A 22421-nucleotide genomic window follows, 5' to 3' on the forward strand; every position below is an offset into this window, starting at 1 on the left:
GTCGTCCACCGTCTTCATCAGGGCGATGACGGCATCGTGGCCGATCTTCTTGTCGCCGTCGTCGAGAGCGACCTTGGCCGAGCCCTTGGTGATCGGGATGTCGTCGCCCGGGAACTCGTACTTCGAGAGGAGCTCGCGCACCTCCATCTCGACGAGCTCGAGCAGCTCCTCGTCGTCGACCAGGTCGACCTTGTTCAGGAACACCACCAGGGCCGGCACGCCGACCTGACGGGCGAGCAGGATGTGCTCGCGGGTCTGCGGCATCGGGCCGTCGGCGGCCGACACCACCAGGATCGCGCCGTCCATCTGCGCCGCGCCCGTGATCATGTTCTTCACGTAGTCGGCGTGGCCGGGGCAGTCGACATGCGCGTAGTGGCGGTTCGGCGTCTCGTACTCGACGTGCGCCGTCGAAATCGTGATGCCGCGCGCCTTCTCCTCCGGAGCCTTGTCGATCTGGTCATACGCCGTGAACGACGCGCCGCCCGACTCCGCCAGCACCTTCGTGATCGCCGCCGTCAGCGACGTCTTGCCGTGGTCAACGTGGCCGATCGTGCCGATGTTGCAGTGCGGCTTGCTGCGGTTGAATTTTTCCTTGCCCATCGGTCCAATCAATCCTGAGCGGGGGCGCCCGGAACAAGACCGGGCGCAAGGCGCCGCCCGCTTAGAGGTTTGGCCGGCTTCGATCAAGTGTTGGCGTGTCCGGCATGCTTTCGGACGTCTTGACAGCCGGGCAGACGAGGCGTCTTGCTCCGCGCGCCGAGAGAACCCACCTCGTCGACACGGGGGCGGGTTCTTTCGTTTTGGCGCAGCGATGAACCTGCGCAAGGGCCGGAGGGGATCCGGCAGCCGGGCCGGCCGACGGATCGCGTCGCCGATCCGGAACAGAGCGGTCGCGATGAGATCGCGAAGCGGAGTGATCGAGATGGGTTACAAGGTCGCCGTCGTCGGAGCCACGGGCAATGTGGGCCGTGAGATGCTCGACATTCTGGCCGAGCGCGCTTTCCCGGCCGACGAGGTCGTGGCGCTGGCCTCGCGCCGCAGCCAGGGCCAGGAGGTCTCTTTCGGCGACAAGATTCTCAAGGTCAAAGCGCTCGACACGCACGACTTCTCCGATACCGACATCTGCTTGATGTCGGCCGGTGGAGAGACGTCGAAGGAGTGGAGCCCCCGGATCGGCGAGCAGGGCTGCGTCGTCATCGATAACTCGTCGGCCTTCCGCTACGATTCGGACGTTCCGCTGATCGTGCCCGAGGTGAATGCCGATGCGATCGCCGGCTTCACCAAGCGCAACATCATCGCCAACCCGAACTGCTCGACGGCACAGCTCGTGGTCGCGCTCAAGCCGCTGCACGATGCGGCGACGATCAAGCGGGTCGTGGTCTCGACCTACCAGTCCGTCTCCGGCGCCGGAAAGGATGCGATGGACGAACTCTTCAACCAGACCCGCGCGGTGTTCACCGCCGGCGAGGTGAAGCAGGGCAAGTTCACCAAGCGCATCGCCTTCAACGTCATCCCGCACATCGATGTGTTCATGGAGGACGGCTACACGAAGGAAGAGTGGAAGATGGTCGCCGAGACCAAGAAGATGCTCGATCCCAAGATCAAGCTCACGGCCACCGCCGTGCGCGTGCCGGTCTTCATCGGCCACGCCGAGGCGGTGAACGTCGAGTTCGAGCGTCCGCTCTCCCCCGAGCAGGCCACCGAGATCCTGCGCGCGGCCCCCGGCGTGCTCGTGATCGATAAGCGCGAGAACGGCGGCTACATGACTCCGCACGAGGCGGCGGGCGAGGATGCCACCTACATCTCCCGCATCCGCGAGGACGCGACCATCGAGAATGGCCTGAACTTCTGGTGCGTCTCGGACAATCTGCGCAAGGGCGCGGCGCTGAACACGATCCAGATCGCCGAGGTCCTGATCAACCGCAAGCTCCTGAACCGGGCCAAGCACGCCGCCTGACCATCCGGCGGCCGGACAGCCCGGCCGTTTCGAAGACTTTCGAGATCGGCCCGCCGTGCATCCCGCGGCGGGCCGATCTGCGTTTACCGTGTTCGACTGGCATTCGGCCGGAACAATTCGCGCAGCATCGCTTTTGCCCCGCGAGGCGGGTTTTCCTGCGCTACGAATCCTTTGGGAGCGGGCGCGACGACTGTGCGACCGCAATGCTTGACGACCAAAATTCGATTCCTGGCGGCGGCAAGTCCGCTGCCGGGGCAACGCCCGGCGACGCTCGAGCCGAGCGGCCAACCGAGCCCGATCGGCGACCGTCCCCCGAGACGCCCGAGGAGGAGAAGGACGATGGCTCCAAGGCGGACGCGGAGAAGCAGCCGGGGCTGATCCGCCGGCATCCCTTGCTGATCTTCGTCTCGCTGGTCGCGCTCGTCTTGCTGGGCATCGGCGGCTTCCTGTATTGGCAGGCCTTCGTCCATCCCTACGAGAGCACCGACGATGCCTTTGTCGATGCTCGCAAATTTACCGTCGCACCCAAGGTCGGCGGCTACGTCGTCGATGTGCCGGTGACCGACAATCAGCACGTCGAGGCGGGCGCCGTCCTCGCCCAGATCGACAAGCGCGATTACGAGGTCGCCCTGGCTCAGGCACAGGCTCAGGTCGAATCCGCAGAGGCCTCGATCCAGAACATCCTGGCGCAGATCGAGGGCCAGAAGGCGCAGATCGACGTCGCCAAGGCGCAGGTCGAGACCTCGAAGGCGGCTCTGCAGTTCGCCAAGGAGGACGCCGACCGCTACCAGACCCTGGCCCAGCGGGGCGCCGGCACCGTCCAGCAGCAGCAATCCACGGCCTCTACGCTAGAGCAGCGCCAAGCCTCCCTCACCAGCGCCAATGCCAGCGTGGTTGCCGCGCAGAAGCAGATCGGTTCGCTCGATGCGCAGAAGGCCTCCGCCGAGGCGAGCCTGGCCAATGCGAAGGCCCAGCGCGACCAAGCCAAGCTGAACCTCGGCTACACTACGGTGACCGCCGCCCAGTCCGGGCGCGTCGTTCAGCTCACCGGCGCGAAGGGCCAGTACGCGCAATCGGGACAGAGCCTGTCGATGTTCGTGCCTGACGACATCTGGGTGACCGCGAACTTCAAGGAGACGCAGATCACCGACATGCGACCCGGCCAGCACGTCGATGTCGAGATCGATTCCTATCCGGACCGCAAGATCACCGGGAAGGTCGCCTCGGTCCAGCCAGGCTCCGGCACCGCCTTCAGCCTGCTGCCTGCGCAGAACGCCACTGGCAATTACGTGAAGGTGACCCAGCGCATCCCGGTCAAGATCATCGTCGACAGATGGCCCGACGACGTCGCCATCGGACCCGGCATGTCGGTCATCCCGACCGTGAGGGTTCGGTGAGCGCGCAGAGCGGCGCTCCCAAGGACTTCTCGTCGAGCGCACCGGGCGGCCACAATCCGTGGGCCGTCGCCGTCGTGGTGGCGCTGGCGACCTTCATGGAGGTGCTCGACACCACCATCGCCAACGTGGCGCTGCGCTACATCTCGGGGGGGCTGGCGGTCGGCCCGGACGAATCCGCCTGGGTGGTCACGACCTATCTCGTGGCCAACGCGATCACGCTGACGGCTTCCAGCTTCCTGGCCAAGCGCTACGGCCGCAAGATGTTCTTCATGTGGAGCGTGGGCCTCTTCACCGTTTCGTCGGTGCTCTGCGGCTTCGCCTGGAGCCTCGAATCCCTGCTTTTCTTCCGCGTGCTGCAGGGGCTCGGCGGCGGCGGCATGGCGCCACTCGCGCAGTCGATCCTGGCGGATTCGTTTCCACCGGAGAAGCGGGGGCAAGCCTTCGCTCTCTACGGCATCTCGGTGGTCGTGGCGCCAGTGATCGGGCCGACGCTCGGAGGCTGGCTGTCCGATAACCTGTCCTGGCACTGGTGCTTTCTGATCAACGGTCCCGTCGGCGTGATCGCGCTCGGGTTGATGCACATGCTCCTGCACGATTCCGACGCGGCTATCGCCGAGCGGAAGGAGCTGCGCCGCAAGGGCGTCCGTTTCGACGTGGTCGGATTCCTGCTGGTGGCGACCTTCCTCGGTGCGCTGGAAGTCGTGCTCGACGAAGGACAGCGGAAGGACTGGTTCGGCTCGAACCTGATCATCGGCTTCGCCATCCTGGCCGCGGTCAGCTTCGTCGCGATGATCCCCTGGCTCCTGAAGCAGGAGAACCCGGCGGTGGATCTGCGGCTGATCGGCCAGCGCCAGTTCGGCTCGTGCTTCCTGGTCATGCTGGCGGTCGGCGCGATCCTGATTGCGACCACGCAATTCATCCCTCAGATCACGCAGACCTATTACGGGTATACCGCGACCCTGTCCGGCGTGCTGCTGCTGCCCGGGGGGATCGTCACCGTGATGGCGATGGCGGCCGCCGGGCGCCTCTCGGCTGTGGTGCAGCCGAAATACATGATCATGGGCGGCTCGCTGATCATCTTCGCCGGCCTCTACGACCTGACGCGGCTCGATGGCAGCTCGACCTTCGGCTATTTCGCGCTCTCGCGCGTCTTCATCGGCGCGGGTCTGCCGTTCCTGTTTCTGTCGATCACCGCGGCCTCTTACGAGGGCATCGCGAAATCGCAGACAGATCAGGCCTCGGCGCTGATCAACGTCGCCCGCAATGTCGGCGGCTCGATGGGCGTATCGCTGGCGCAGAACGTCCTGGCCTACCGCCAGCAGTTCCACCAGAGCCGGATCGGCGAGGCGGTCGATTCGACCAGCCCCGCCTATCGGGAGACGCTGCGCGCTGCGACGCAGTATTTTTCGGAGCACGGCTATGCCGGGCCGGATGCCCAGAACCAGGCCATCGCCTGGATCGGCCAGCAGGTCGACACCCAGTCGGCCTACTGGGCCTATATCGACGTGTTCTGGGTGCTAGCGCTGATGGCGCTCTGCGCCATTCCGCTGGCGATGCTCCTGAAGACGGTAAAGCTCGGGGGCGGCGCCCCCGCAGCTCACTGAATCGACGGCGCCACCGACGGCGGGACGATGTCGTCCTTCAGACGAAGGCGCGCGTCGAGCACGGGGCGTTCGTCGCCGTGCTCCTGGTCAGCGATCTCGGATTCCTGGGTGATCATGTCGGTGATCGCCTGGAACTGGCTCATGCGCTTGTCGATCATGCCGCCGAGCCGCTCGTGCACCTCGGCCACGGTCAGGCTGCGCTTCTTGCCGCCATCCTTGGCCGTAAAGATGCCGCGATTGGCCCGCGCGGCCCGGCCGAAGGCGGACTGGGCGTTGCGCTCGGGCGCCTCGGCGCTGAGCGACAAGAACTTGCCGGCGCTCGCGGTGCCGAGGAAATGGGCGATGTAGAGCTCGGTGGTCTTGAGCTCGCGCCCGAGACGGCCCTCGATGCGGGCGCGGTCGCGCTTGATCATCTCGCCTGCCATCAGGCCAGAGACGAAGGGATCGTTACGCAGCGCGAGCACGCGCTTGCGCATCGCCTCGTCCGCAATGCCGATCGCGCCGCCGTGGCCCTTGATCGCGGCAGCCTCGGCCACCAGCCCGTGGCGGGCGCCATAGTCGCGGACCATCTCAAGCCAGGTTCCGGTCACGAACTGGAACAGTCCCTGTGCCGACGAAGCCGTCGACTTCACGTCGGTGTCGAAGCTCGATTCCTTGTCTGCGAGCGCCATCATGTAGGCCGGATCGACGCCGGTCGCTTCCGAAGCACGCAGGATCGTCTCGGCCAATGGGCGCGGCACGCTGGTCGTGCCGAAGCGAAGCGTATCGGCGTCCGGCTGCGGCGCGGGCGGGCTCGCGGGGTCGCCCGCCATCACGCCTTGCGTCACGCTGTCGCCGGCGGCGAGCCGGGTGGCGCCCCAATCGGACGGCCGGCTGGCGCCGGGCAGCTCCATGGGCGTGCCGCCGAGGCTCGTGCCGGCGTGTGCCTGTGCCATCGGCAGGCCTGCTCCGAGCGCGAGACCGATCGCGAACGTCGCGGAGAGACTGCGCTTCAGGACCTGTCGTGATGACGGGTTTCGGGTCGTAAGCGGGTTTGCCGCCTTGGTGTTGTTGACAACGATCGACTCAATACGCACGAGTCGGCTCACGTCGTCGGCGCAAGGCGCCGGCTCCGGGTAAGCCCCCATCAAACTTCCTTTTGTCGTGCCGCGGCGTTCTAGGGCGCGGCTTCGCGTTGGTGGCGAGGGTGTCGCCGTCGGGTGTGACGACAATTCGACCAGCCCGTGATCCCAACGTGGCGGCCTTAACACCGCGTTAAGGCATTGTTTTCACGAATTATTAACCAATGCGTCGGCGCCCAGTCAGCCCCCGTTCACGCAAAACATGGCACCCCTGCCTTGGAACAGTCCCCTGGAGACCCAGTTGTTACGGGCCTGGGGGCCGACTACTGCGAAGCCATCCGAGCCCACTGCGCGATTCAACAGAGAGTTCTTCCCCGATGAGTATGCAGACCGGTCGCCGCGTCGGCGTCGCGTTCGTTGGCATGGGTGGCGCCGTTGCCACCACCGCCATCGCCGGCATCGAGATGATCAAGTCCGGATCGAACCGGCTCGACGGCCTGCCTCTCGCCGGTGTCTCGGTCCAGGGCATGACCGACTACAAGGACCTCGTCTTCGGCGGCTGGGACCTGAACGGCGACGACCTCGCCTCCGCGGCGACCGGGCACGGCGTGCTCACGCAGCAGGACATCGAGAATGGCGCCCAGGTGCTCAAGGGCATCACGCCCTGGCCGGCTGTCGGCAGCGCGAAGTTCTGCAAGAATATCGACGGCGGTAACCGCATCGTCGCCAAGGACCATCGCGAGACGGTCTCGATCATCGCCAACGACCTCAAGCGCTTCCGACAGGAGAGCAACCTCGACGAAGTCGTGGTGATCAACCTCGCCTCCACCGAGCGCTGGCCCGACCTCACCGCGGCCGTGCTGAACTCGACGGAGGCCTTCGAGAAGGGTCTCGACAGCGACGACGAGTCGATCTCGCCGGCAATGTTGTATGCCTATGCGGCGATTAAGAGCGGTGTGCCCTACGGCAACTTCACGCCGAGCGTCGCCGCCGACGTGCCGGCGCTCCTGGATCTCGCTCGCGAGATGGGCGTCCCCGTCGCCGGCAAGGACGGCAAGACCGGCCAGACCATGATGAAGACCGTGCTGGCGCCGGCACTGAAGGCCCGCGCGCTACACGTAGACGGCTGGTTCTCGACGAACATCCTCGGCAACCGCGACGGTCTCGCCCTGAACGACCCGTCCTCGCTGCAGTCGAAGATCAACACCAAGGGCACGGTGCTCGACTCGATCCTCGGCTACCCGGTCGAGGACCACCTTGTGCACATCCACTATTACCGCCCGCGCGGCGACGACAAAGAAGCCTGGGACAACATCGACGTCACCGGCTTCATGGGTCAGCGCATGCAGATCAAGGTGAACTTCCTCTGCAAGGACTCGATCCTGGCCGCTCCGCTCGTCATCGAGATCGCTCGCGTTCTCGACCTCGCCAAGCAGCGTGGCGAAGGTGGCGCGCAGGAGCAGCTCTCGAGCTTCTTCAAGGCACCGATGGTCAAGAACGGTGCGGGTCCGGTGCACGATTTCGGCAAGCAGCAGAAGATGCTGCTCGACTGGCTCGGCACGAACTGATGTCGGCCCAGGGCACGGCTGCCGCCGCGCCCCTCCCCCTTCGCGAACTTCTCGTCGAACTCGGCGATCTCAAGCGCGTCCGCTCTGCGGGCCGCCGGGGATCGATCGCCGAGCGACTTTTTGCGCAGGGCTGGGGAGCGCTGACGGGTGGGGCTTCGCCGGAGACGGTGGCTCTTCAGGTCACCGCGAACGCCCTGGCGGCCACCCGGCTGTGCGACATCGACGGTGCGTTTCTCGCCGCGGCCGGACTCGATGACGAGCAGGCCTCAGCCATTCTGGTGGCCGGTTTCGATGCTGTCACAGATCAGGTCGAGCCTGAGTTGCGCGCTCGACTTCGCGCCCATCTGCAGCCACCGATCGCGTCGCTTCCGGTCGGTCAGCTGCCTGACTTCGTCGCGGCACAGGCGCAGCAGCCGCGGGCGGGCGTGACCTGTCCGGGCAAGCCGCGCATCCTGCTGGAGCCGCCGGAGAACCATGCCGAGCACTGCCTGGTCGTGGCGGTCTACGGCGTCGTGCTCAGCCCGTTCTATCGGGCTGATCCGGCTGTGGTCTTTCTCGCGGCCATGGCTCACCACTTTCACAATGCATTGATGCCCGATGCTGGCTTCACCGGTGAGATGCTGCTCGGCGATCATCTCTGGCCGATCGTGGAACGCTGCTCGGAGCGCGCCCTGAACGAGCTCGAGCCGAGTCTGCGCGAGACCGTGCGACTTGCGCGCGCCGTCCTGCCCGACGACGCGACGGCCGAGGGCCGCGCCTTCCACGCCGCCGATTCCATCGACCGCGTGCTGCAGATCGCGCAGCACCTGCGCGCCGCCTCGCTGACCATGGACACGGTGCTGGGCGACATGGAGCTGGTCCATGCCGGTCCCGTGAAGGATTTCCAGGATCGGGTACTCAGGGACATGCAGATCCCGTGAAGTCCGGTCCTCGCTGCCCTATCATCCGGTCATGATACCGTTCGATCTCATTTCGCCCGAGACCGGAAATCCGCTCGAAGCCGACGGGGCCAATGTCCTGCGCGACGCCGAGACTGGCCAGCGGTGGCCGGTGCTCGACGGGATTCCCTACCTACGCACCAACCGCGGCGAACTGATCGCCGCGACGCTTACGCGTCTCGATGCGGGCGAGACTGAAGCGGCTTTGGTCGGCTTGCTCGCCGATCAGGACGATTGGTGGAACGGGCCGCCCGCCGACCCGGAGGCTTTGCGGGCTCTCGTCGCGAACCGAGATACCGCGACCCTGCGCGATGCCGTGGACGGCCTCGGCTGGGGGCGCGTCGGCGACTACTTCGTCAACCGCTGGAGCGACCCGACCTACCTCGCCGGGCTCACCTTGCTCGAAGCGCACTGGAACGAGCCCGCCTGTGCCTTCGAGCTCGCCTGCGGCATCGGGCACTACCTACGCGAGATGCAGGCGCGCGGCGTGAAGGTCGCTGGCGCCGACGTGGTCTTCGCCAAGCTCTGGGTCGCGCGCCATTGGGTCGTCGCCAAAGAGGCACAGCTCATTTGCTTCGACGCCTCCTCGCCGCATTGGCCCATTGCCGAGGCACCCGTCGACCTCGTGCTGTGTAACGACGCCTTCTACTTCCTCGACGACAAGGCCGATATTCTGGCAAACCTGCGCAAGACGGCCGGCGAGGATGGCTGGCTGGCTGTGAGCCACATCCACAACAGCGACTGCCCCGGCTACTCCGCCGGGAAGGCGGTGACGGCGGCCGACATCGAAGAGCTATTTCCCGACGCGCTCGTCTACGATGATGCCGAACTCACCCGGGCACTCGTCGAGGCCCGCGCCCCAACGCCGCGCTCTCCGCACGAGATCAAGACGTGCGAGGCCTTCTCGCTGGTGGCCGGCCCAGGCATGCGCCCCGCCCCGCGCTCCGTGGTCGACGGCATCACCTTGCCACTGGCCGGAACGGCTCTGCGGCTGAACCCGCTCTACAAGGTCGACCTCAGCGGAGCCTACGCCATACGCTGGCCTTCCGAGCGCTACGCGGCGGAATACGCCGAGCGGGTAACCTATCCGCTGCATTCCGATGGTCCGAAATCGCTAGAATGGCAGGGTGGATCTCAGACGCCGGTCGCCGAGCGGGTGCGTCGGCGCGAGTACGTCGACCTGCCGGAGCGCTGGTGATGGTCGGAGCACTGTCCGACGAAATGGAAGCCGGTTCGTCGTGCGACGGTGCGACCAGCAAAGATTCGGTCGGCTGGGGCATCGTCGGCTATGGCTGGGTCGCCCGCGACTACATGGCACCCGGAATCCGCTCCGCCGGTCACCGGCTCGTCGCGGTTGCCGATCCCGGCGCGGCCTCGCGCGCAGCGGCGCAGGCCGAGGGTGCACGGGCTCATGCCGACATTGCCGGGCTGATCGCGGAGCCGGAGGTCGAGGCGGTCTACGTCGCCACGCCGAACCATCTCCATCGAGCTGCCGTCGAGGCGCTCGCCGCCAGCGGCAAGGCGATCCTGTGCGAGAAGCCGATGGCGGCCTCGCTCGGCGACGCGGAGGCCATGGCGGCAGCCGTCTCCCGCTCAGGTGCCTTCTACGGCACCGCCTTCGACCAGCGTCATCATCCCGCGCACCGCGCCATGCGCGATGGCATACGCGAGGGCCGGCTCGGCACTGTGACGGCTGTCCGCATCGTCTATGCCTGCTGGCTCGATCGAGCTTGGGCCTCGTTCCAGGGCCAGGACAACTGGCGCATAGACCCGAAACAGGCAGGCGGTGGCGCGCTGATCGACCTCGCCCCACACGGGCTCGACCTCTGTGACTTCCTGCTCGACGAGTCGATCGAGGACATCGCCTCCCTAACCCAGGCCCGCGCCCAGGATTACGCCGTCGATGACGGCGCCCTGCTGATCGGCCGCACGGCATCCGGCGTGCTCGCCAATCTCCATGTCGCCTACAATTGCCCGGACGTTCTGCCGCGCCGCCGCCTCGAGGTGGTTGGCACGAAGGGAATGCTGACGGCCATCGACACGATGGGCCAGACGCCGGGTGGCCGGCTGACGTTCACCGACGGTACAAGCGGCGAGTCCGAAACCATCGCCTTCGATGCGGAGGCCTCGCCCTTTCTGGAGCAGGTGCGCGCGTTCGGTTCGGCCCTGCGCCGGCCCGAGGAGCGTGCGGCCTATTCCGCCGAGCGAGATCTGCACACGATGCGATTGCTGGCGCGTGCCTATGGTGAGGCCCTGGCGCCGGCGGCGTGAGACGACGAGGACAAGCGGGTCGATCCCACCAGAGAACCTCATCCTGAGGTGCTGCGGAGCCTCGAAGGCGGGCTCCAGGGATCGCGCGCCAAGCCGGAGCCCTCCTTCGAGGCCTCCGCTGCGCTCCGGCACCTCACCACGAGGTGATCGGGTGGGACCAAGCGGGTGAGTGAGCTGTGACGACCACGACAGAGATCGACCAGGACGACCGCGCCCGCCACGCCAGCCTCAAGGCGCCGCGCCGCTACCGCTACGGTGCGCCTCGTCGCATCGAGGGCCTGCCCGAGCGGCTTCCCGATGCGGTGAAGGCCTATCTCGACATCCTGCCCGAGGGCCGTGTCGTCGGCTTCAACCTGGCTCCGCTCGACCGCACCGGCATTCCGGTCTGGTTCGTGGCGCTATTTCTCGACGATCCGTTCTTCGTGGGCGCCATGCCGTCGGGCATCGGCTACGGCGCCACCGACGACGAAGCGCTGATCGGCGCAGTGGCCGAAATCGCCGAGAACCTGATGCCCTCGCTCGCGGTGATGCCTCGCGAGAAGCAGGCCGCCGTTTCCTATGACGATCTCGTCCGCGTCTTCGGCGGCGGCAGTGTCGCCGATCCGCTGACACTCTGCCTTCCCGCCGGCTCGCCCGTTGGCCGCACGACCAAGCTGGACTGGACGCCGCTCGTCCGCGCCCGCACCGGCGAGAGCGTCTGGATGCCACTCGACATCGCCGCGACCGACTATTTCGAGCTGCGGCCGGGCTACACGCCCTTCACCAACCTGATCACCAACGGCCTCGGCGCGGGCCCCGACACGAATTTCGCCCTGGGCCACGGCCTGCTCGAACTGCTCCAGCGCGACGGCAACGGCTTGCTGTTCCGTGCGCTCGACCAGGGCGTGATGCTCGACCTCGACGGTATCGGGCCGGAGACGCGCGCCATGCTCGACCGCCTGGAGAGCCTCGGCATCCGCGCCCTGCCGAAATTCGCCACCGACCAATTCGGCCTGACCAACATCTATGTCGTCGGATACGACGAGAACGGAGCCGATGCGCCGGCTCCGGTCGCGCTCTCCGCTTGCGGCGAGGCCTGCGATCCGGATCGCGAGCGCGCTTTGCGCAAGGCGCTCCTCGAATTCCAGGCCGCCCGCGTCAGAAAGACCTTCGGCCACGGCCCGCTCGCGCTCGCCGACACCGTGGCGCCGGCCGGCTATGTCGAAGCCTTCATCCAGAAGGCCCTGCCGAGCCTCGATCTCGAAGAGAGCCGCGCGCTCCAGGCCATGCTCGGCTGGATCGAGCTGTCCGGCGAGGAGCTGAAGCAGGTCTTTTCGGAGACCGTCTATTCCGAGCGCTCGACCAAGCGCTTTTCGGAGCTGCCGACGACGCCGGCCGCCGATGGCCATGCCCGCGGACAAATCGCCCGCGAGCGGCTGGACGAAGCCGGCTTCGACATCCTCTACGTCGACTGTGCGCCGCCCGACAGCGGGATCGGCATCGTCAAGGCTATCGTGCCGGGGCTCGAAGTCGAGACCATGAGCTATTACCGCATCGGCGAGCGCAACACGAAGAAGCTCATCGAGCGCGACCACCCACTGATCAAGTTCGGCACCGAGACCGACACGCTGCTGCCGGTGCGCCTGACGCCGGAGGCGATCGAGCGCTTCGGTGGCCAGCCGCTCTTCGACACGGCCTTGGCCGAAGAGATCGTCGGCTCGCATTATCCGCTCTATCGTGAGCCCGAATCCCACCACGCCCCCTTCCGCTTCGAGCGGCAGGGGCGACGGGCCGAGAGGAGGCGTGCGTGACGCTCCGCTTCGCCTACAACACCAACGGAACGGCCAACCACCGGCTCGAAGACGCGATCCGGCTGATCAAGGATGCCGGCTATGACGGCGTCGCGCTGACCCTCGACATCCACCATCTCGACCCCTTCGCCGAGAACTGGCTAGTGGAGGCCGACCATGTCTCGACACTGCTCCAGCGGCTCGAACTCGGCTCGGTGATCGAGACCGGCGCCCGCTTCCTGCTCGACCCGACGGCTAAGCACGAGCCGACGCTGGTCACTGCCGATGCCTCGGGACGCGCCCGGCGCGTCGGTTTCCTCAAGCGCGCCATCGACATCGCGCATGTGCTGAGTTCGGAGGCCGTCTCGTTCTGGGCCGGCGTGCCGAAGGAAGGCGTCGACCGTGAGGCGGCCCGTGGCTGGCTGATCGAGGGGCTCACCGAGGTCGCGGCCTATGCCGAGGAGAAGGGCGTCGTCGCCGCGCTTGAACCCGAGCCCGGCATGCTGGTCGAGACGCTCGACGACTATGCCGCGCTCGAGCTTCCGAACCTTCGACTGGCGCTCGATACCGGCCACTGCCTCGTGACCGAAGAGCGCGACCCGGCCGCCGCTGTGAAGGAATTCGCCGACCGCCTCGGCACGGTGGCGATCGAGGACATGAGGCGGCGCGAGCATATCCACCTGCCCTTCGGCGAGGGCGACATGGACGTGCCCTCGGTGCTCGACGCGCTGGAGGAGATCGACTTCCAGAAGCTCGTCTGCGTCGAGCTGTCTCGCGAGAGCCACCGCGCCGACGTCATGGTGCCGCGCTCGCTCGACTACCTGCGCACCTGCCGCCGGCCGGGACCGGGCCTGCCCGCGCCCGACGAGCGGCTTCACGAGACACCCGCGCCGCACGTGTCGATCGGGGTTGCGACCACATGAGGATCTGTTTCGTCAGCCGCCGCTACTTCCCGGCGATCTCCGGCATGAGCGTGTACGCGCAGAACCTGTTGCGCGAGCTGACGCAAGCCGGCCACGACGTCACGATGATCTCGCAATATCGCGGCGACGAATTCGGCACCCGCGTCTATGGCGGTGGCCCGCCGCCGCCGGTGCCGGGCGTCCATGTCATCGGCCTCGAGCAGCTTGGCGAGCAGTCGGGCGGCGATTTCGAGCGCGACATCGAGACGATGGTCGAGACCATCTGCGCCGAGCACGCCAAGAAGCCTTTCGACATCCTGCATGCGCAATACGGCTATCCGACCGGCTGGGCCGTGCTGCTGGCCTCGCGAAAACTCGGCGTGCCGAACGTGGTCTCGATCCAGGGCGGAGACGGCCACTGGGTCGGCTCGTGCTGCGAGACGCATCGGCTGGCCATGTGCGAGGTGCTGGCCCATGCCAACGCCCTGCTGATCGGCGGCCAGTCTTTTGTGAAGGAGGTCTGCGACCGGCTCGGCTCCGATCCGGCGCGCTTCACCATCGTCCCCGGCGCCGTCGACACGGCGCGCTTCACGCCCGGCAAGCCCGTGGAGGGCGAGGATCCGGTGCGCCTGTTCTACCACGGCCGCGTGGATCGCCGGAAAGGCGTGCTCGACTTCCTGGACGCGCTGGAGCGCGTTTGGGAGGCTGGCCTGCCCTTCGAGGCGACGATCTCCGGGATCGGCCCGGACGTGGAGGCCGCCCGCGAGAAGGCGGATGCGATCGGCTTCACCTCGGCCCACGTCATGTTCACCGGCTACGCCGAGTACGACACGGTGCCGGACCTCTACCGGCAGGCCGACGTCTTCGTGTCGCCGACCTATGCCGAAGGCTTCTCCAACACGATCCTCGAGGCGATGGCGGCGGGGCTCGCCGTGGTCTCGACCCATTCGGTCGGTGTCTCGGATTGCCTGCGCGATGGCGAGAACGGCTTGCTCGTCCAACCCGGCGACGTGCGGGCGCTGGCCAAGGCGCTCGGCCGCGTGATCGAGGATGCGGATCTGCGCACGCAGCTAGCCCAGGCCGGCCTCGAGGAATGCCGCCGGGTCTATTCCTGGACGGCCGTCGGCCGGCAGATCATGGACGTCTATGCCAAGGTCGCCGGCGAGCGGCCGGATACGGATTTCGTCGAGGCCCTGCCCTACGATCCGGAATGCCGTTTCCGCGCCGAGCCGCACCTGCTCTGATGCCGGTTGCCCTCGCCCTCTCGCCCCATCTCGACGACGCCGCCTTCTCGGCGGGCGGCTCCCTCGCCCATCTCGCGGCGAATGGCTGGGCCGTGACGATGGCGACGGTGTTCACGGCCTCCGTCGCCGAGCCGAAGGGGTTCGCGCTCGCCTGCCAGCTCGACAAGGGCCTGCCGGCCGAGGTCGATTACATGGCCCTGCGTCGCGCCGAGGACGTGGCCGCAGCCGACCATCTCGGCATCGAAGGTCCGGTTCACCTGCCCTTTCGAGAGGCGCCGCATCGCGGCTACGGCTCGCCGCCCGAACTCTTCGCCGCGCTTCGCCCCGATGACCGGATCGAGCTGAACCTCGCCGATGCCTTCGAGATGCTCCTCAGAGAGCTTCGCCCCGACCTGATCCTCGCGCCGCAGGCGGTGGGTGGCCATGTCGACCATGTGCACGTCGTGCGCGCGATCCGTGCGGCGCGGCCCGCCGCGCCGGTGCTGTGGTGGCGCGACTACCCGTACACGATCCGCCACGCCGAGCCGCAGGAGCCGCTGGCGCATACCTTCGCGCACCTCCCGAGCCGCGAGATCCGCTTCGACGCAGCCTGCGAGAGCCGCAAGGCAGCCGCCTGCGCCGCCTATTCGACGCAGATCGGATTTCAGTTCGGTGGCTCCGCTGCGCTCGCGGAGCGGCTTCGCGAGGAAGGCGCTGTCGAGCGCTTCCGCGTCGAAGGGCAGCTCAAGGTGCCCCTGCCGCACGATGCGTGACGCCAGCCCGCGCTGATTGCAGAGACGCGCGAAAAGCCCGACCGATGGCTGCATCTCGCCGAGCGTTCCCGGGCGCATCCATGCCGGCCTACCGGGGTCACGGATGATCTTGCGCGGTGAGCGCGGCTGAGACCGATCGGGAGACCCGTCGTCATACACACGCGCTCCCCTCCGCGACCCGGCCGTCCCTGGCCTTTGCCGGACGATCAGCCTACATGCCCTGAGCGGGCCACAGCTCGGGACGACCCGCGTTCCAACATAAGGGCGAGCGACCAGCGAGGCGGACGCCTTTCCAGATGAACTTCGTCGAAAAGCGAAAGGATCTCGCCGGAGCCGAAGCCGTGGATGCGTCGCATGCCGATGCCGCCGGCTCGGGCGAGGCGAAGAAGAGCGCGTTCAAGCGGCACTATGCCTGGATCGGCACGTGCGCGAGCCTGCTGCTGCTCGCCGTCTCCGCCGTGGTGCTCTGGAAGCTGTCCGAGGAGATCACCTGGGCCAAGCTCAGCGCAGCCCTTACCGGCGTGGGCGGTGCGCAGCTCGGTGTGGCGTTCGGCTTCGTCGCGATCAGCTACTTCTTCCTCACCTTCTATGACGCGCTGGCGCTCAAGCAGCTCCGGCTGAAGGTGCCCTACAGGATTACCGCGCTCGCCTCCTTCACGAGTTACGCGGTGAGCTTCACCCTGGGCTTCCCGCTCTTCACGGCAGGTACGATCCGCTACTGGGTCTATTCGAGCCGCGGCCTCTCGGCGGCGAAGATCGCGGCACTCACCGTGATCGCCGGCTTCACCTTCTGGCTCGGCATGGGCGTCGTGCTCGGCCTCAGCCTCGTTGTCGAGGCGGGCCAACTCGCCGGGCTCGCCTTCACCAGCATCCGCGTGAACCAGGGCGTCGGCGTCGCGGCCCTGTTCTCGGTGGTCGGATATCTGATCTGGGTCTCGATCAAGCGGCGCTACATCACCGTGAAGCATTGGCGGCTCGAGCTCCCCGGTGCCACGGTGTCGTTCACCCAGATGCTGGTGGGCATCGGCGACGTCTGCGCTGCGGCTGCCGTTCTCTACGTGCTGATGCCGCCCGAGCTGACGCTCGGCTTTTCGACCTTCGTGGCGATCTACGTCCTCGCCGCCATGCTCGGCATCGCTTCCAACGTGCCGGGGGGCGCGGGTGTCTTCGAGGCGACGATCATGCTCGCCATGTCGAGCCTGCCGCGGGGAGAGGTGCTGGGCTCGCTGCTGCTCTTCCGGGTCTGCTACTACCTCGTGCCGTTCCTGGTGGCGCTCGCCATGCTCGGCATCTACGAGGCGGGAAAGCGCCTGCGCCGTCGCCGCGCCGCCAACGATCCGTGATGCTCCCCGAGCGCGCCTGAGCTGACGATGCCCGGTTCGATCCGCCGATCCGCCGTCTCCGGCGCTTCCGTAGCCACGCTGATCTTCGGCGTGGTCGCCCTGATCGAGGGCACCGTCGACATCGTCTTTCTCCTCGGCGCTTCCATCGCGCTCGTCGCCGGGGCGCTTCTGAGCCGCTCCGGCTCGCCCATCGTCGCGACACCGCAGGAAACCGAGCGCCGCGAGCGCCATTCGGTGGCCGAATCGCTACTCGCCAACATTCCCGACCCGGTGATCCTGGTGGACCGCCGCATCGTCGTACTGGAGGCGAACGCGGCGGCACGCGAGTTGCTGCGTGGTCTGAAGCTGCGCCACCCCCTCTCCTTCGCCCTGCGTTCGCCGGACGTGCTCGATGGGATCGAGCAGGTCCTGCAGAGCGGCGAGCCATTGAAGACGAACTACGTCACCCGCGTTCCGACCGAACGCGCCTTCGAGGTGCAGATTGGCGCGCTGCCGATGGCCGACGCGCCCGAGGTTGGACAACCGAACGTCGTGCTCTTCCTGCGCGACCTGACGGAGGCGCGCCGCCTCGAGACCATGCGGGTCGACTTCGTCGCCAATGCCAGCCACGAGTTGCGCACGCCGCTGGCCTCGCTCTCCGGCTTCATCGAGACCCTTCAGGGGCCCGCGCGCGACGACGAGCGCGCCCGCGAGCAGTTCCTCGGCATCATGCGCACACAGGCGCAGCGCATGACCCGGCTGATCGACGACCTGCTCTCGCTCTCGCGCATCGAACTGCGCGAGCACGTGCCGCCGACGCAGCTCGTCGACCTGCGGCGGATTGCACGGCAGCTCGTGGACGAGAAAGCGCCGCTCGCGGCGGAGCGGGGCATCGCCCTGACGCTTCACGCCCCGGAAGGGTCGTTTCCAGTGCTCGGGGACCGCGACGAACTGTTGCGCGTCATCGAGAACCTCGTCGAGAATGCACTGAAATACGGCGGAGGCGGCGGCCTGGTCGAGGTTAGCCTCGAGCGCGAAGAGGGGTCGGACAGCCGTCCTGCGCACCTCGTTCTCTCCGTGCGCGACCAGGGTCCCGGCATCGCGCCGGAGCACATCCCGCGGCTGACAGAGCGCTTCTACCGCATCGATACTGCGTCGAGCCGGCAGCAGGGCGGCACCGGTCTCGGGCTGGCGATCGTGAAGCATACTCTCAACCGGCACCGCGGCCGTCTCGCGGTCGAGAGTGAACTCGAGCGGGGCACGATCATGCGCGTGGTGCTGCCCGAGCATCGTCCCGGCGACAGGGCAGACCCGCGATCCATGAATCCGTCACACCCGCTCTTGACCTTCCCATGATGGGAAGCCCCATCTGAGCGGGCATGGATGCGAGAACCGAATTCCCCCTGATTCATCCGGCCACCGTCGAGCCCGTTCGACCGCGCGCCGCCCTCAGCTTCCCCGTCGAGGGATTGAGCTGTGCTTCCTGCGTCGGCCGCGTCGAACGGGCGCTCGCATCCCTGCCCGAAGCGCGCGACGTTTCGGTCAACCTCGCCACCGGCAAGGCTGGCCTGACCGTTCCGGCCGACCTGCCGGCTCACCGGGTGGTGCAGGCGGTCGCGGAGAGCGGCTACACCGTGCCGGAGGCGACGACCGCCATCGGCATCGACGGCATGACCTGCGCTTCCTGTGTCGGACGGGTCGAGCGAGCGCTTGGGGCCCTCCCTGGTGTGACACAGGCCAGCGTGAACCTCGCGACGGGGCGCGCGGAGCTGCGCCACGCCGCCGGCACGCTCGCCCTGTCGACGGTCGAAGAGGCAGTCAGGGCGGCGGGCTATGAGCCGCGTACCGTTGACGACGCAACTGGCGTCACGCCCGAGCGCCAGGAGCGACAGGCGCGCGAGACGACGCAGCTCTGGCGGGATGTCACGCTCGCAGCGCTCCTCGCGACGCCGGTGGTGCTGCTCGACATGGGAGGGCACATCGTGCCGGGCTTCCATGAGCTGATCGCCGGATGGCTCGGGCACCACGGCAACGCCGTGCTTCAAGCCATTCTCGCGACGGCGGTTCTCGCGTGGCCCGGTCGCCGCTTCTTCCGGGTCGGCCTGCCCGGCCTGCTGCGCGGGCATCCCGACATGAACGCGCTCGTCGCGCTCGGCGCCGGAGCGGCCTACATCGCCTCGATGGTCGCCGTTCTGGCGCCGGGCCTGCTGCCGGCGGAGGGGGCCAACCTCTATTTCGAGGCGAGCGTCCTCATCGTCACGCTGATCCTGCTCGGGCGTGCCCTAGAAGCCCGATCTCGCGGCCGCACCGGCGCGGCGATCACCCGCTTGCTCGACCTCGCGCCGAAGACGGCGCGGGTGATCCGGGACGGCGGGGAGCAGGAGGTTCCGGTCGCGTCGCTGTCCGTCGGTGACCGGGTGCGCGTCCGCCCCGGCGAGCGCATTCCGGCGGACGGCCGCATCGTCGACGGAGCATCCTGGATCGACGAGAGCATGGTGACCGGCGAGGCCGAGCCGATCCGGCGTGAGCACGGCGATGCCACCATCGGCGGTACACTCAACACCTCCGGCGGGTTCGACCTCGAGGTCGAGAAGGTCGGCTCCGATACGCTGCTCGCGCAGATTGCGCGCATGGTGGAGGACGCGCAGGGCGGCAAGCTGCCGGTCCAGGCGCTGGTCGACCGCATCACTGCCCGTTTCGTGCCGGCCGTGCTGGCGGTTGCCGCAGCCACCGTCCTCGCCTGGCTGGCCTTCGCACCGAGCCCGGCGCTCGGGTCGGCGATCGTCCATGCCATCGCCGTGCTCGTCATCGCCTGCCCCTGCGCCATGGGACTCGCCGTGCCGATGTCGATCATGGTCGGGACCGGACGTGCGGCGGAGCGCGGCGTGCTTTTCCGCCAGGGCAGCGCGCTTCAGGCGCTGGGCAGCGTGAAAGTGATCGCCTTCGACAAGACCGGCACCCTAACGGAGGGCGGCCCGCGCCTGACCGACCTCATGACCGCCGAGGGCTTTTCGCGGAATGACGTGCTCGCCGCGGCAGGTGCGGTGGAAGCCCGGTCCGAGCACCCGATCGCCCGTGCCATCGTCGATGCGGCACGTGAGAACGGGGCTGTTCCCGCTGTGGACGCCTTCGAATCCGTTGCGGGATACGGAGTGAAGGGGCGCGTCGCTGGCCGGAGCGTCGCTGTCGGTGCGAAGCGCTGGATGGATCAACTCGGGATCGCGACGTCGGATCTCGACGCCGAGGCCGAGAGGCTCGGCCGCTCCGGCCGCAGCCCTCTCTACGCGGCGATCGACGGGCGTTTGGCTGCCCTGATCGCGGTGACCGATCCGGTTCGTGCCGACGCCGCGGCCGTCCTGCGCTCGCTGAAAGCCAGCGGCCTCACCGTCGCGATGATCACCGGCGATGACCAGCGGACGGCCCGCGCCGTCGCCGACACGCTCGGCATCGATGCCGTCGCGGCCGAGGTGCTTCCGGATGGAAAGGTGAAGGCCCTGAAGGAGCTGCGTAGGACACACGGTGCCATCGCCTTCGTCGGCGACGGCATCAACGATGCTCCGGCGCTTGCCGAGGCGGAGGTGGGCATCGCCATCGGCAGCGGTACGGACGTGGCGATCGAGAGTGCCGACGTGGTGCTCATGTCGGGCGCGCTGCGCGGCGTCGAGGAAGCGATCGCGCTCTCGCGGGCAACGATGGCGAACATCCGTCAGAACCTCTTTTGGGCCTTCGCCTATAACGTGGCGCTGATCCCCGCGGCGGCGGGCGCGCTCGCGGTGGCAGGCGTCCCGACCCTGTCCCCGATCGCGGCGGCAGGCGCCATGGCGCTCTCCAGCATCTTCGTCGTGATGAACGCGCTGCGCCTGCGGCGCGCGGGGCTGGAGCGGGCGGCATGAGCGCGCAATCGGTCACCATCGGCGAGGCAGCGCGGGCGACCGGCGTCTCGGCCAAGATGATCCGCTACTACGAGGAGACGGGCCTGCTCGGCGCCGCCGAGCGGACGGCTTCCGGCTACCGCGTCTACGGCGAGAGCGAGCTGCACGCCCTGCGCTTCGTGCGCCGGGCGCGCGATCTCGGCTTCTCGATGCCGGAGATCGCCGAGCTTCTGGCGCTCTGGCACGACCGCTCGCGGGCCAGCGCCGGCGTGAAGGCGGTGGCGCAGGCCCATGTCGCGGATCTGCGCCGGCGCATCGCCGAGCTCGAAAGCATGGCCCGCACGCTCACCGATCTGGCAGAACGCTGCTGCGGCGACAGCCGTCCGGATTGTCCGATCCTCGACGATCTCGCCGCTGGCCCGGTCGAGCGTTCGGACCAGATTTCGCAGTCGGCAAAGCGACCTCGCGGCCGGTCCTCCGCCCAAGCTTGAGCATTGACCCGGGTCTTGGCCTCCTGTTTGCTGGATGAAAGGCGGGGCCGCGACGTGCCTCGCGACAATGACGAGACCCGATGCCCATCATCGACCGGATTGCCGGCTTCGCGGATGAGATCGCCGCCTGGCGGCACGATCTCCATGCGCATCCGGAGCTTCAATACGACGTGCACCGCACTGCCGGGTTCGTCGCCGAGAAGCTGCGCGCCTTCGGCTGCGACGAGGTCGCCACCGGCATCGGACGCACCGGCGTCGTCGGCGTGATCCGCGGACGGGCGCACGGCTCGAACCGCGCGATCGGCCTGCGCGCCGACATGGACGCGCTGCCGATCCAGGAGGTGCGCGACCTGCCGTACCGCTCGACGGTGCCGGGAAAGATGCATGCTTGCGGCCATGACGGGCACACCGCCATGCTCCTCGGCGCCGCCAAGTACCTCACGGAGACCCGGGATTTCGACGGCAGCGCCGTGCTGATCTTCCAGCCCGCGGAGGAAGGCGGCGGTGGCGGCGCGGCGATGGTCGCGGACGGCATGATGGAGCGCTTCGGCGTCGAGGCGGTCTACGGCCTCCACAACATCCCGAACCAGCCGCTCGGTACCTTCGCGATCCGGTCTGGTCCGATCATGGCCTCGACCGACCGCTTCACCATCACCGTGCACGGGAAGGGTGGGCATGCCGCCCTGCCCCACAAGGCCGTCGACAGCGTGCTGGTGGCGGCCCACACCATCGTCGCCCTGCAGTCGGTCGTCTCGCGGACGGTGTCACCGCTCGATTCGGCGGTGGTCTCCGTCTGCCACGTCGATGCGGGCGAGACCTTCAACGTGCTGCCCTCGGAGGCGATCTTGCGCGGCACCATACGCGCCCTCACGGCCGAGTGCCGTGCGATGATGCGCGAGCGGATCGAGGCCATCGTGACGGGCGTCGCTGCGGCCTTCGGCGCAGAATCCGAGATCGTCTTCGACGGCGGCTATCCCGTCACCGAGAACCACGTGGCCGAGACGGGCTTCATGGCCGACGTCGCAGCGCAGGTGGTCGGCGACGAGGCGGTGGACCGGGACGTCGCGCCGATGATGGCGGCCGAGGACTTCGCCTACATGCTGCAGGAGCGGCCTGGCGCCTACATCTTCCTGGGCAACGGCCCCTCGGCCGGCCTGCATCACCCGGAATACGATTTCTGCGACGAGGCCGCGCCTTACGGGGCATCCTTGTGGGCACGGTTGATCGAGACGGCCTTGCCCGTCACCCATCCCTAACCCACTACCTGGACGCG

At 67.8% G+C, this 22421-nt stretch carries 18 protein-coding genes; 16 read left to right on the forward strand and 2 right to left on the reverse strand.

Features of this window, described 5'->3' with window-relative positions; genetic code table 11:
- A partial coding sequence (locus tag HCU64_RS20395) for a GTP-binding protein (RefSeq protein ID WP_233385910.1) occupies nt 1–600 on the reverse strand: 600 nt, incomplete at its 3' end.
- 322 nt (nt 601–922) lie between these two features.
- Between HCU64_RS20395 and HCU64_RS20400 the strand changes: the two genes are divergently transcribed.
- The 3 genes from HCU64_RS20400 (at nt 923) to HCU64_RS20410 (ending at nt 4958) form a co-directional block, all read left to right on the forward strand.
- Nucleotides 923–1957 carry an aspartate-semialdehyde dehydrogenase gene (locus HCU64_RS20400; protein ID WP_233386209.1) on the forward strand — a complete coding sequence of 345 codons (1035 nt, stop codon included), beginning with the start codon at nt 923–925 and terminating at the stop codon, nt 1955–1957.
- 203 nt (nt 1958–2160) lie between these two features.
- Nucleotides 2161–3354 (forward strand): HlyD family secretion protein, encoded by a 1194-nt coding sequence (locus HCU64_RS20405; protein ID WP_233386077.1) that lies wholly within the window; start codon nt 2161–2163, stop codon nt 3352–3354.
- The gene (locus HCU64_RS20410) at nt 3291–4958 is read left to right on the forward strand and encodes a DHA2 family efflux MFS transporter permease subunit (RefSeq protein ID WP_442785991.1); all 1668 of its coding nucleotides are present in this window, start codon (nt 3291–3293) and stop codon (nt 4956–4958) included. Before HCU64_RS20405 ends, HCU64_RS20410 begins: the two co-directional genes overlap by 64 nt.
- Here HCU64_RS20410 and HCU64_RS20415 read toward each other — a convergent pair.
- Entirely contained in the window at nt 4952–6085 is a 1134-nt protein-coding gene (locus HCU64_RS20415; RefSeq protein ID WP_442785992.1) for a transglycosylase SLT domain-containing protein, read from the reverse strand. The genes HCU64_RS20410 and HCU64_RS20415 overlap by 7 nt on opposite strands.
- A gap of 311 nt (nt 6086–6396) precedes the next feature.
- Between HCU64_RS20415 and HCU64_RS20420 the strand changes: the two genes are divergently transcribed.
- The 13 genes from HCU64_RS20420 to HCU64_RS20480 all read left to right on the forward strand — a co-directional run bounded on the left by HCU64_RS20420 (nt 6397) and on the right by HCU64_RS20480 (nt 22404).
- A complete protein-coding gene (locus HCU64_RS20420) occupies nt 6397–7587 on the forward strand; it encodes an inositol-3-phosphate synthase (protein WP_233386080.1) in 1191 nt (396 codons plus the stop codon).
- A complete protein-coding gene (locus HCU64_RS20425; protein WP_233386081.1) occupies nt 7587–8507 on the forward strand; it encodes an HD domain-containing protein in 921 nt (306 codons plus the stop codon). The genes HCU64_RS20420 and HCU64_RS20425 overlap by 1 nt, the downstream gene beginning before the upstream one ends.
- A 31-nt stretch (nt 8508–8538) precedes the next feature.
- Nucleotides 8539–9723 (forward strand): class I SAM-dependent methyltransferase, encoded by a 1185-nt coding sequence (locus HCU64_RS20430; protein WP_233386082.1) that lies wholly within the window; start codon nt 8539–8541, stop codon nt 9721–9723.
- A 23-nt stretch (nt 9724–9746) separates the two neighbouring features.
- Entirely contained in the window at nt 9747–10796 is a 1050-nt protein-coding gene (locus tag HCU64_RS20435; RefSeq protein ID WP_233386210.1) for a Gfo/Idh/MocA family protein, read from the forward strand.
- Between the two features lie 176 nt (nt 10797–10972).
- Nucleotides 10973–12586 carry a YcaO-like family protein gene (locus HCU64_RS20440; RefSeq protein WP_233386085.1) on the forward strand — a complete coding sequence of 538 codons (1614 nt, stop codon included), beginning with the start codon at nt 10973–10975 and terminating at the stop codon, nt 12584–12586.
- Nucleotides 12583–13488, forward strand: a complete 906-nt coding sequence (locus HCU64_RS20445) for a sugar phosphate isomerase/epimerase family protein (RefSeq protein WP_233386086.1) — start codon at nt 12583–12585, stop codon at nt 13486–13488. Before HCU64_RS20440 ends, HCU64_RS20445 begins: the two co-directional genes overlap by 4 nt.
- Nucleotides 13485–14711: a glycosyltransferase family 4 protein gene (locus tag HCU64_RS20450; protein WP_233386087.1), complete on the forward strand. Its 1227-nt coding sequence runs from the start codon at nt 13485–13487 to the stop codon at nt 14709–14711. Before HCU64_RS20445 ends, HCU64_RS20450 begins: the two co-directional genes overlap by 4 nt.
- The gene (locus HCU64_RS20455) at nt 14708–15463 is read left to right on the forward strand and encodes a PIG-L deacetylase family protein (protein ID WP_233386211.1); all 756 of its coding nucleotides are present in this window, start codon (nt 14708–14710) and stop codon (nt 15461–15463) included. The genes HCU64_RS20450 and HCU64_RS20455 overlap by 4 nt, the downstream gene beginning before the upstream one ends.
- A gap of 296 nt (nt 15464–15759) precedes the next feature.
- A complete protein-coding gene (locus HCU64_RS20460) occupies nt 15760–16806 on the forward strand; it encodes a UPF0104 family protein (protein ID WP_233386088.1) in 1047 nt (348 codons plus the stop codon).
- 27 nt (nt 16807–16833) lie between these two features.
- On the forward strand, nt 16834–18141 hold the full coding sequence (locus HCU64_RS20465; RefSeq protein ID WP_233386089.1) for an ATP-binding protein: 1308 nt from the start codon (nt 16834–16836) through the stop codon (nt 18139–18141).
- A 23-nt stretch (nt 18142–18164) separates the two neighbouring features.
- Nucleotides 18165–20678 (forward strand): heavy metal translocating P-type ATPase, encoded by a 2514-nt coding sequence (locus HCU64_RS20470; RefSeq protein WP_233386090.1) that lies wholly within the window; start codon nt 18165–18167, stop codon nt 20676–20678.
- The gene (cueR, locus tag HCU64_RS20475; protein WP_233386091.1) at nt 20675–21148 is read left to right on the forward strand and encodes a Cu(I)-responsive transcriptional regulator; all 474 of its coding nucleotides are present in this window, start codon (nt 20675–20677) and stop codon (nt 21146–21148) included. Before HCU64_RS20470 ends, cueR begins: the two co-directional genes overlap by 4 nt.
- 80 nt (nt 21149–21228) lie before the next feature.
- The gene (locus tag HCU64_RS20480; protein WP_233386092.1) at nt 21229–22404 is read left to right on the forward strand and encodes a M20 aminoacylase family protein; all 1176 of its coding nucleotides are present in this window, start codon (nt 21229–21231) and stop codon (nt 22402–22404) included.
- Nucleotides 22405–22421: the final 17 nt, after the last annotated feature.

It is taken from the genome of Methylobacterium sp. C25 (assembly GCF_021352225.1).
Taxonomy (GTDB): Bacteria; Pseudomonadota; Alphaproteobacteria; order Rhizobiales; family Beijerinckiaceae; genus Methylobacterium.

Excerpts from the sequence above, each read along its gene's own strand:
- HCU64_RS20400 (WP_233386209.1), top strand. The coding sequence starts at position 923 with ATGGGTTACAAGGTCGCCGTCGTCGGAGCCACGGGCAATGTGGGCCGT.
- HCU64_RS20405 (WP_233386077.1), top strand. The coding sequence starts at position 2,161 with ATGCTTGACGACCAAAATTCGATTCCTGGCGGCGGCAAGTCCGCTGCC.
- HCU64_RS20410 (WP_442785991.1), top strand. The coding sequence starts at position 3,291 with ATGGCCCGACGACGTCGCCATCGGACCCGGCATGTCGGTCATCCCGAC.
- HCU64_RS20415 (WP_442785992.1), bottom strand. The coding sequence starts at position 6,085 with ATGGGGGCTTACCCGGAGCCGGCGCCTTGCGCCGACGACGTGAGCCGA.
- HCU64_RS20420 (WP_233386080.1), top strand. The coding sequence starts at position 6,397 with ATGAGTATGCAGACCGGTCGCCGCGTCGGCGTCGCGTTCGTTGGCATG.
- HCU64_RS20425 (WP_233386081.1), top strand. The coding sequence starts at position 7,587 with ATGTCGGCCCAGGGCACGGCTGCCGCCGCGCCCCTCCCCCTTCGCGAA.
- HCU64_RS20430 (WP_233386082.1), top strand. The coding sequence starts at position 8,539 with ATGATACCGTTCGATCTCATTTCGCCCGAGACCGGAAATCCGCTCGAA.
- HCU64_RS20435 (WP_233386210.1), top strand. The coding sequence starts at position 9,747 with ATGGAAGCCGGTTCGTCGTGCGACGGTGCGACCAGCAAAGATTCGGTC.
- HCU64_RS20450 (WP_233386087.1), top strand. The coding sequence starts at position 13,485 with ATGAGGATCTGTTTCGTCAGCCGCCGCTACTTCCCGGCGATCTCCGGC.
- HCU64_RS20460 (WP_233386088.1), top strand. The coding sequence starts at position 15,760 with ATGAACTTCGTCGAAAAGCGAAAGGATCTCGCCGGAGCCGAAGCCGTG.
- HCU64_RS20465 (WP_233386089.1), top strand. The coding sequence starts at position 16,834 with ATGCCCGGTTCGATCCGCCGATCCGCCGTCTCCGGCGCTTCCGTAGCC.
- HCU64_RS20470 (WP_233386090.1), top strand. The coding sequence starts at position 18,165 with ATGGATGCGAGAACCGAATTCCCCCTGATTCATCCGGCCACCGTCGAG.
- cueR (WP_233386091.1), top strand. The coding sequence starts at position 20,675 with ATGAGCGCGCAATCGGTCACCATCGGCGAGGCAGCGCGGGCGACCGGC.
- HCU64_RS20480 (WP_233386092.1), top strand. The coding sequence starts at position 21,229 with ATGCCCATCATCGACCGGATTGCCGGCTTCGCGGATGAGATCGCCGCC.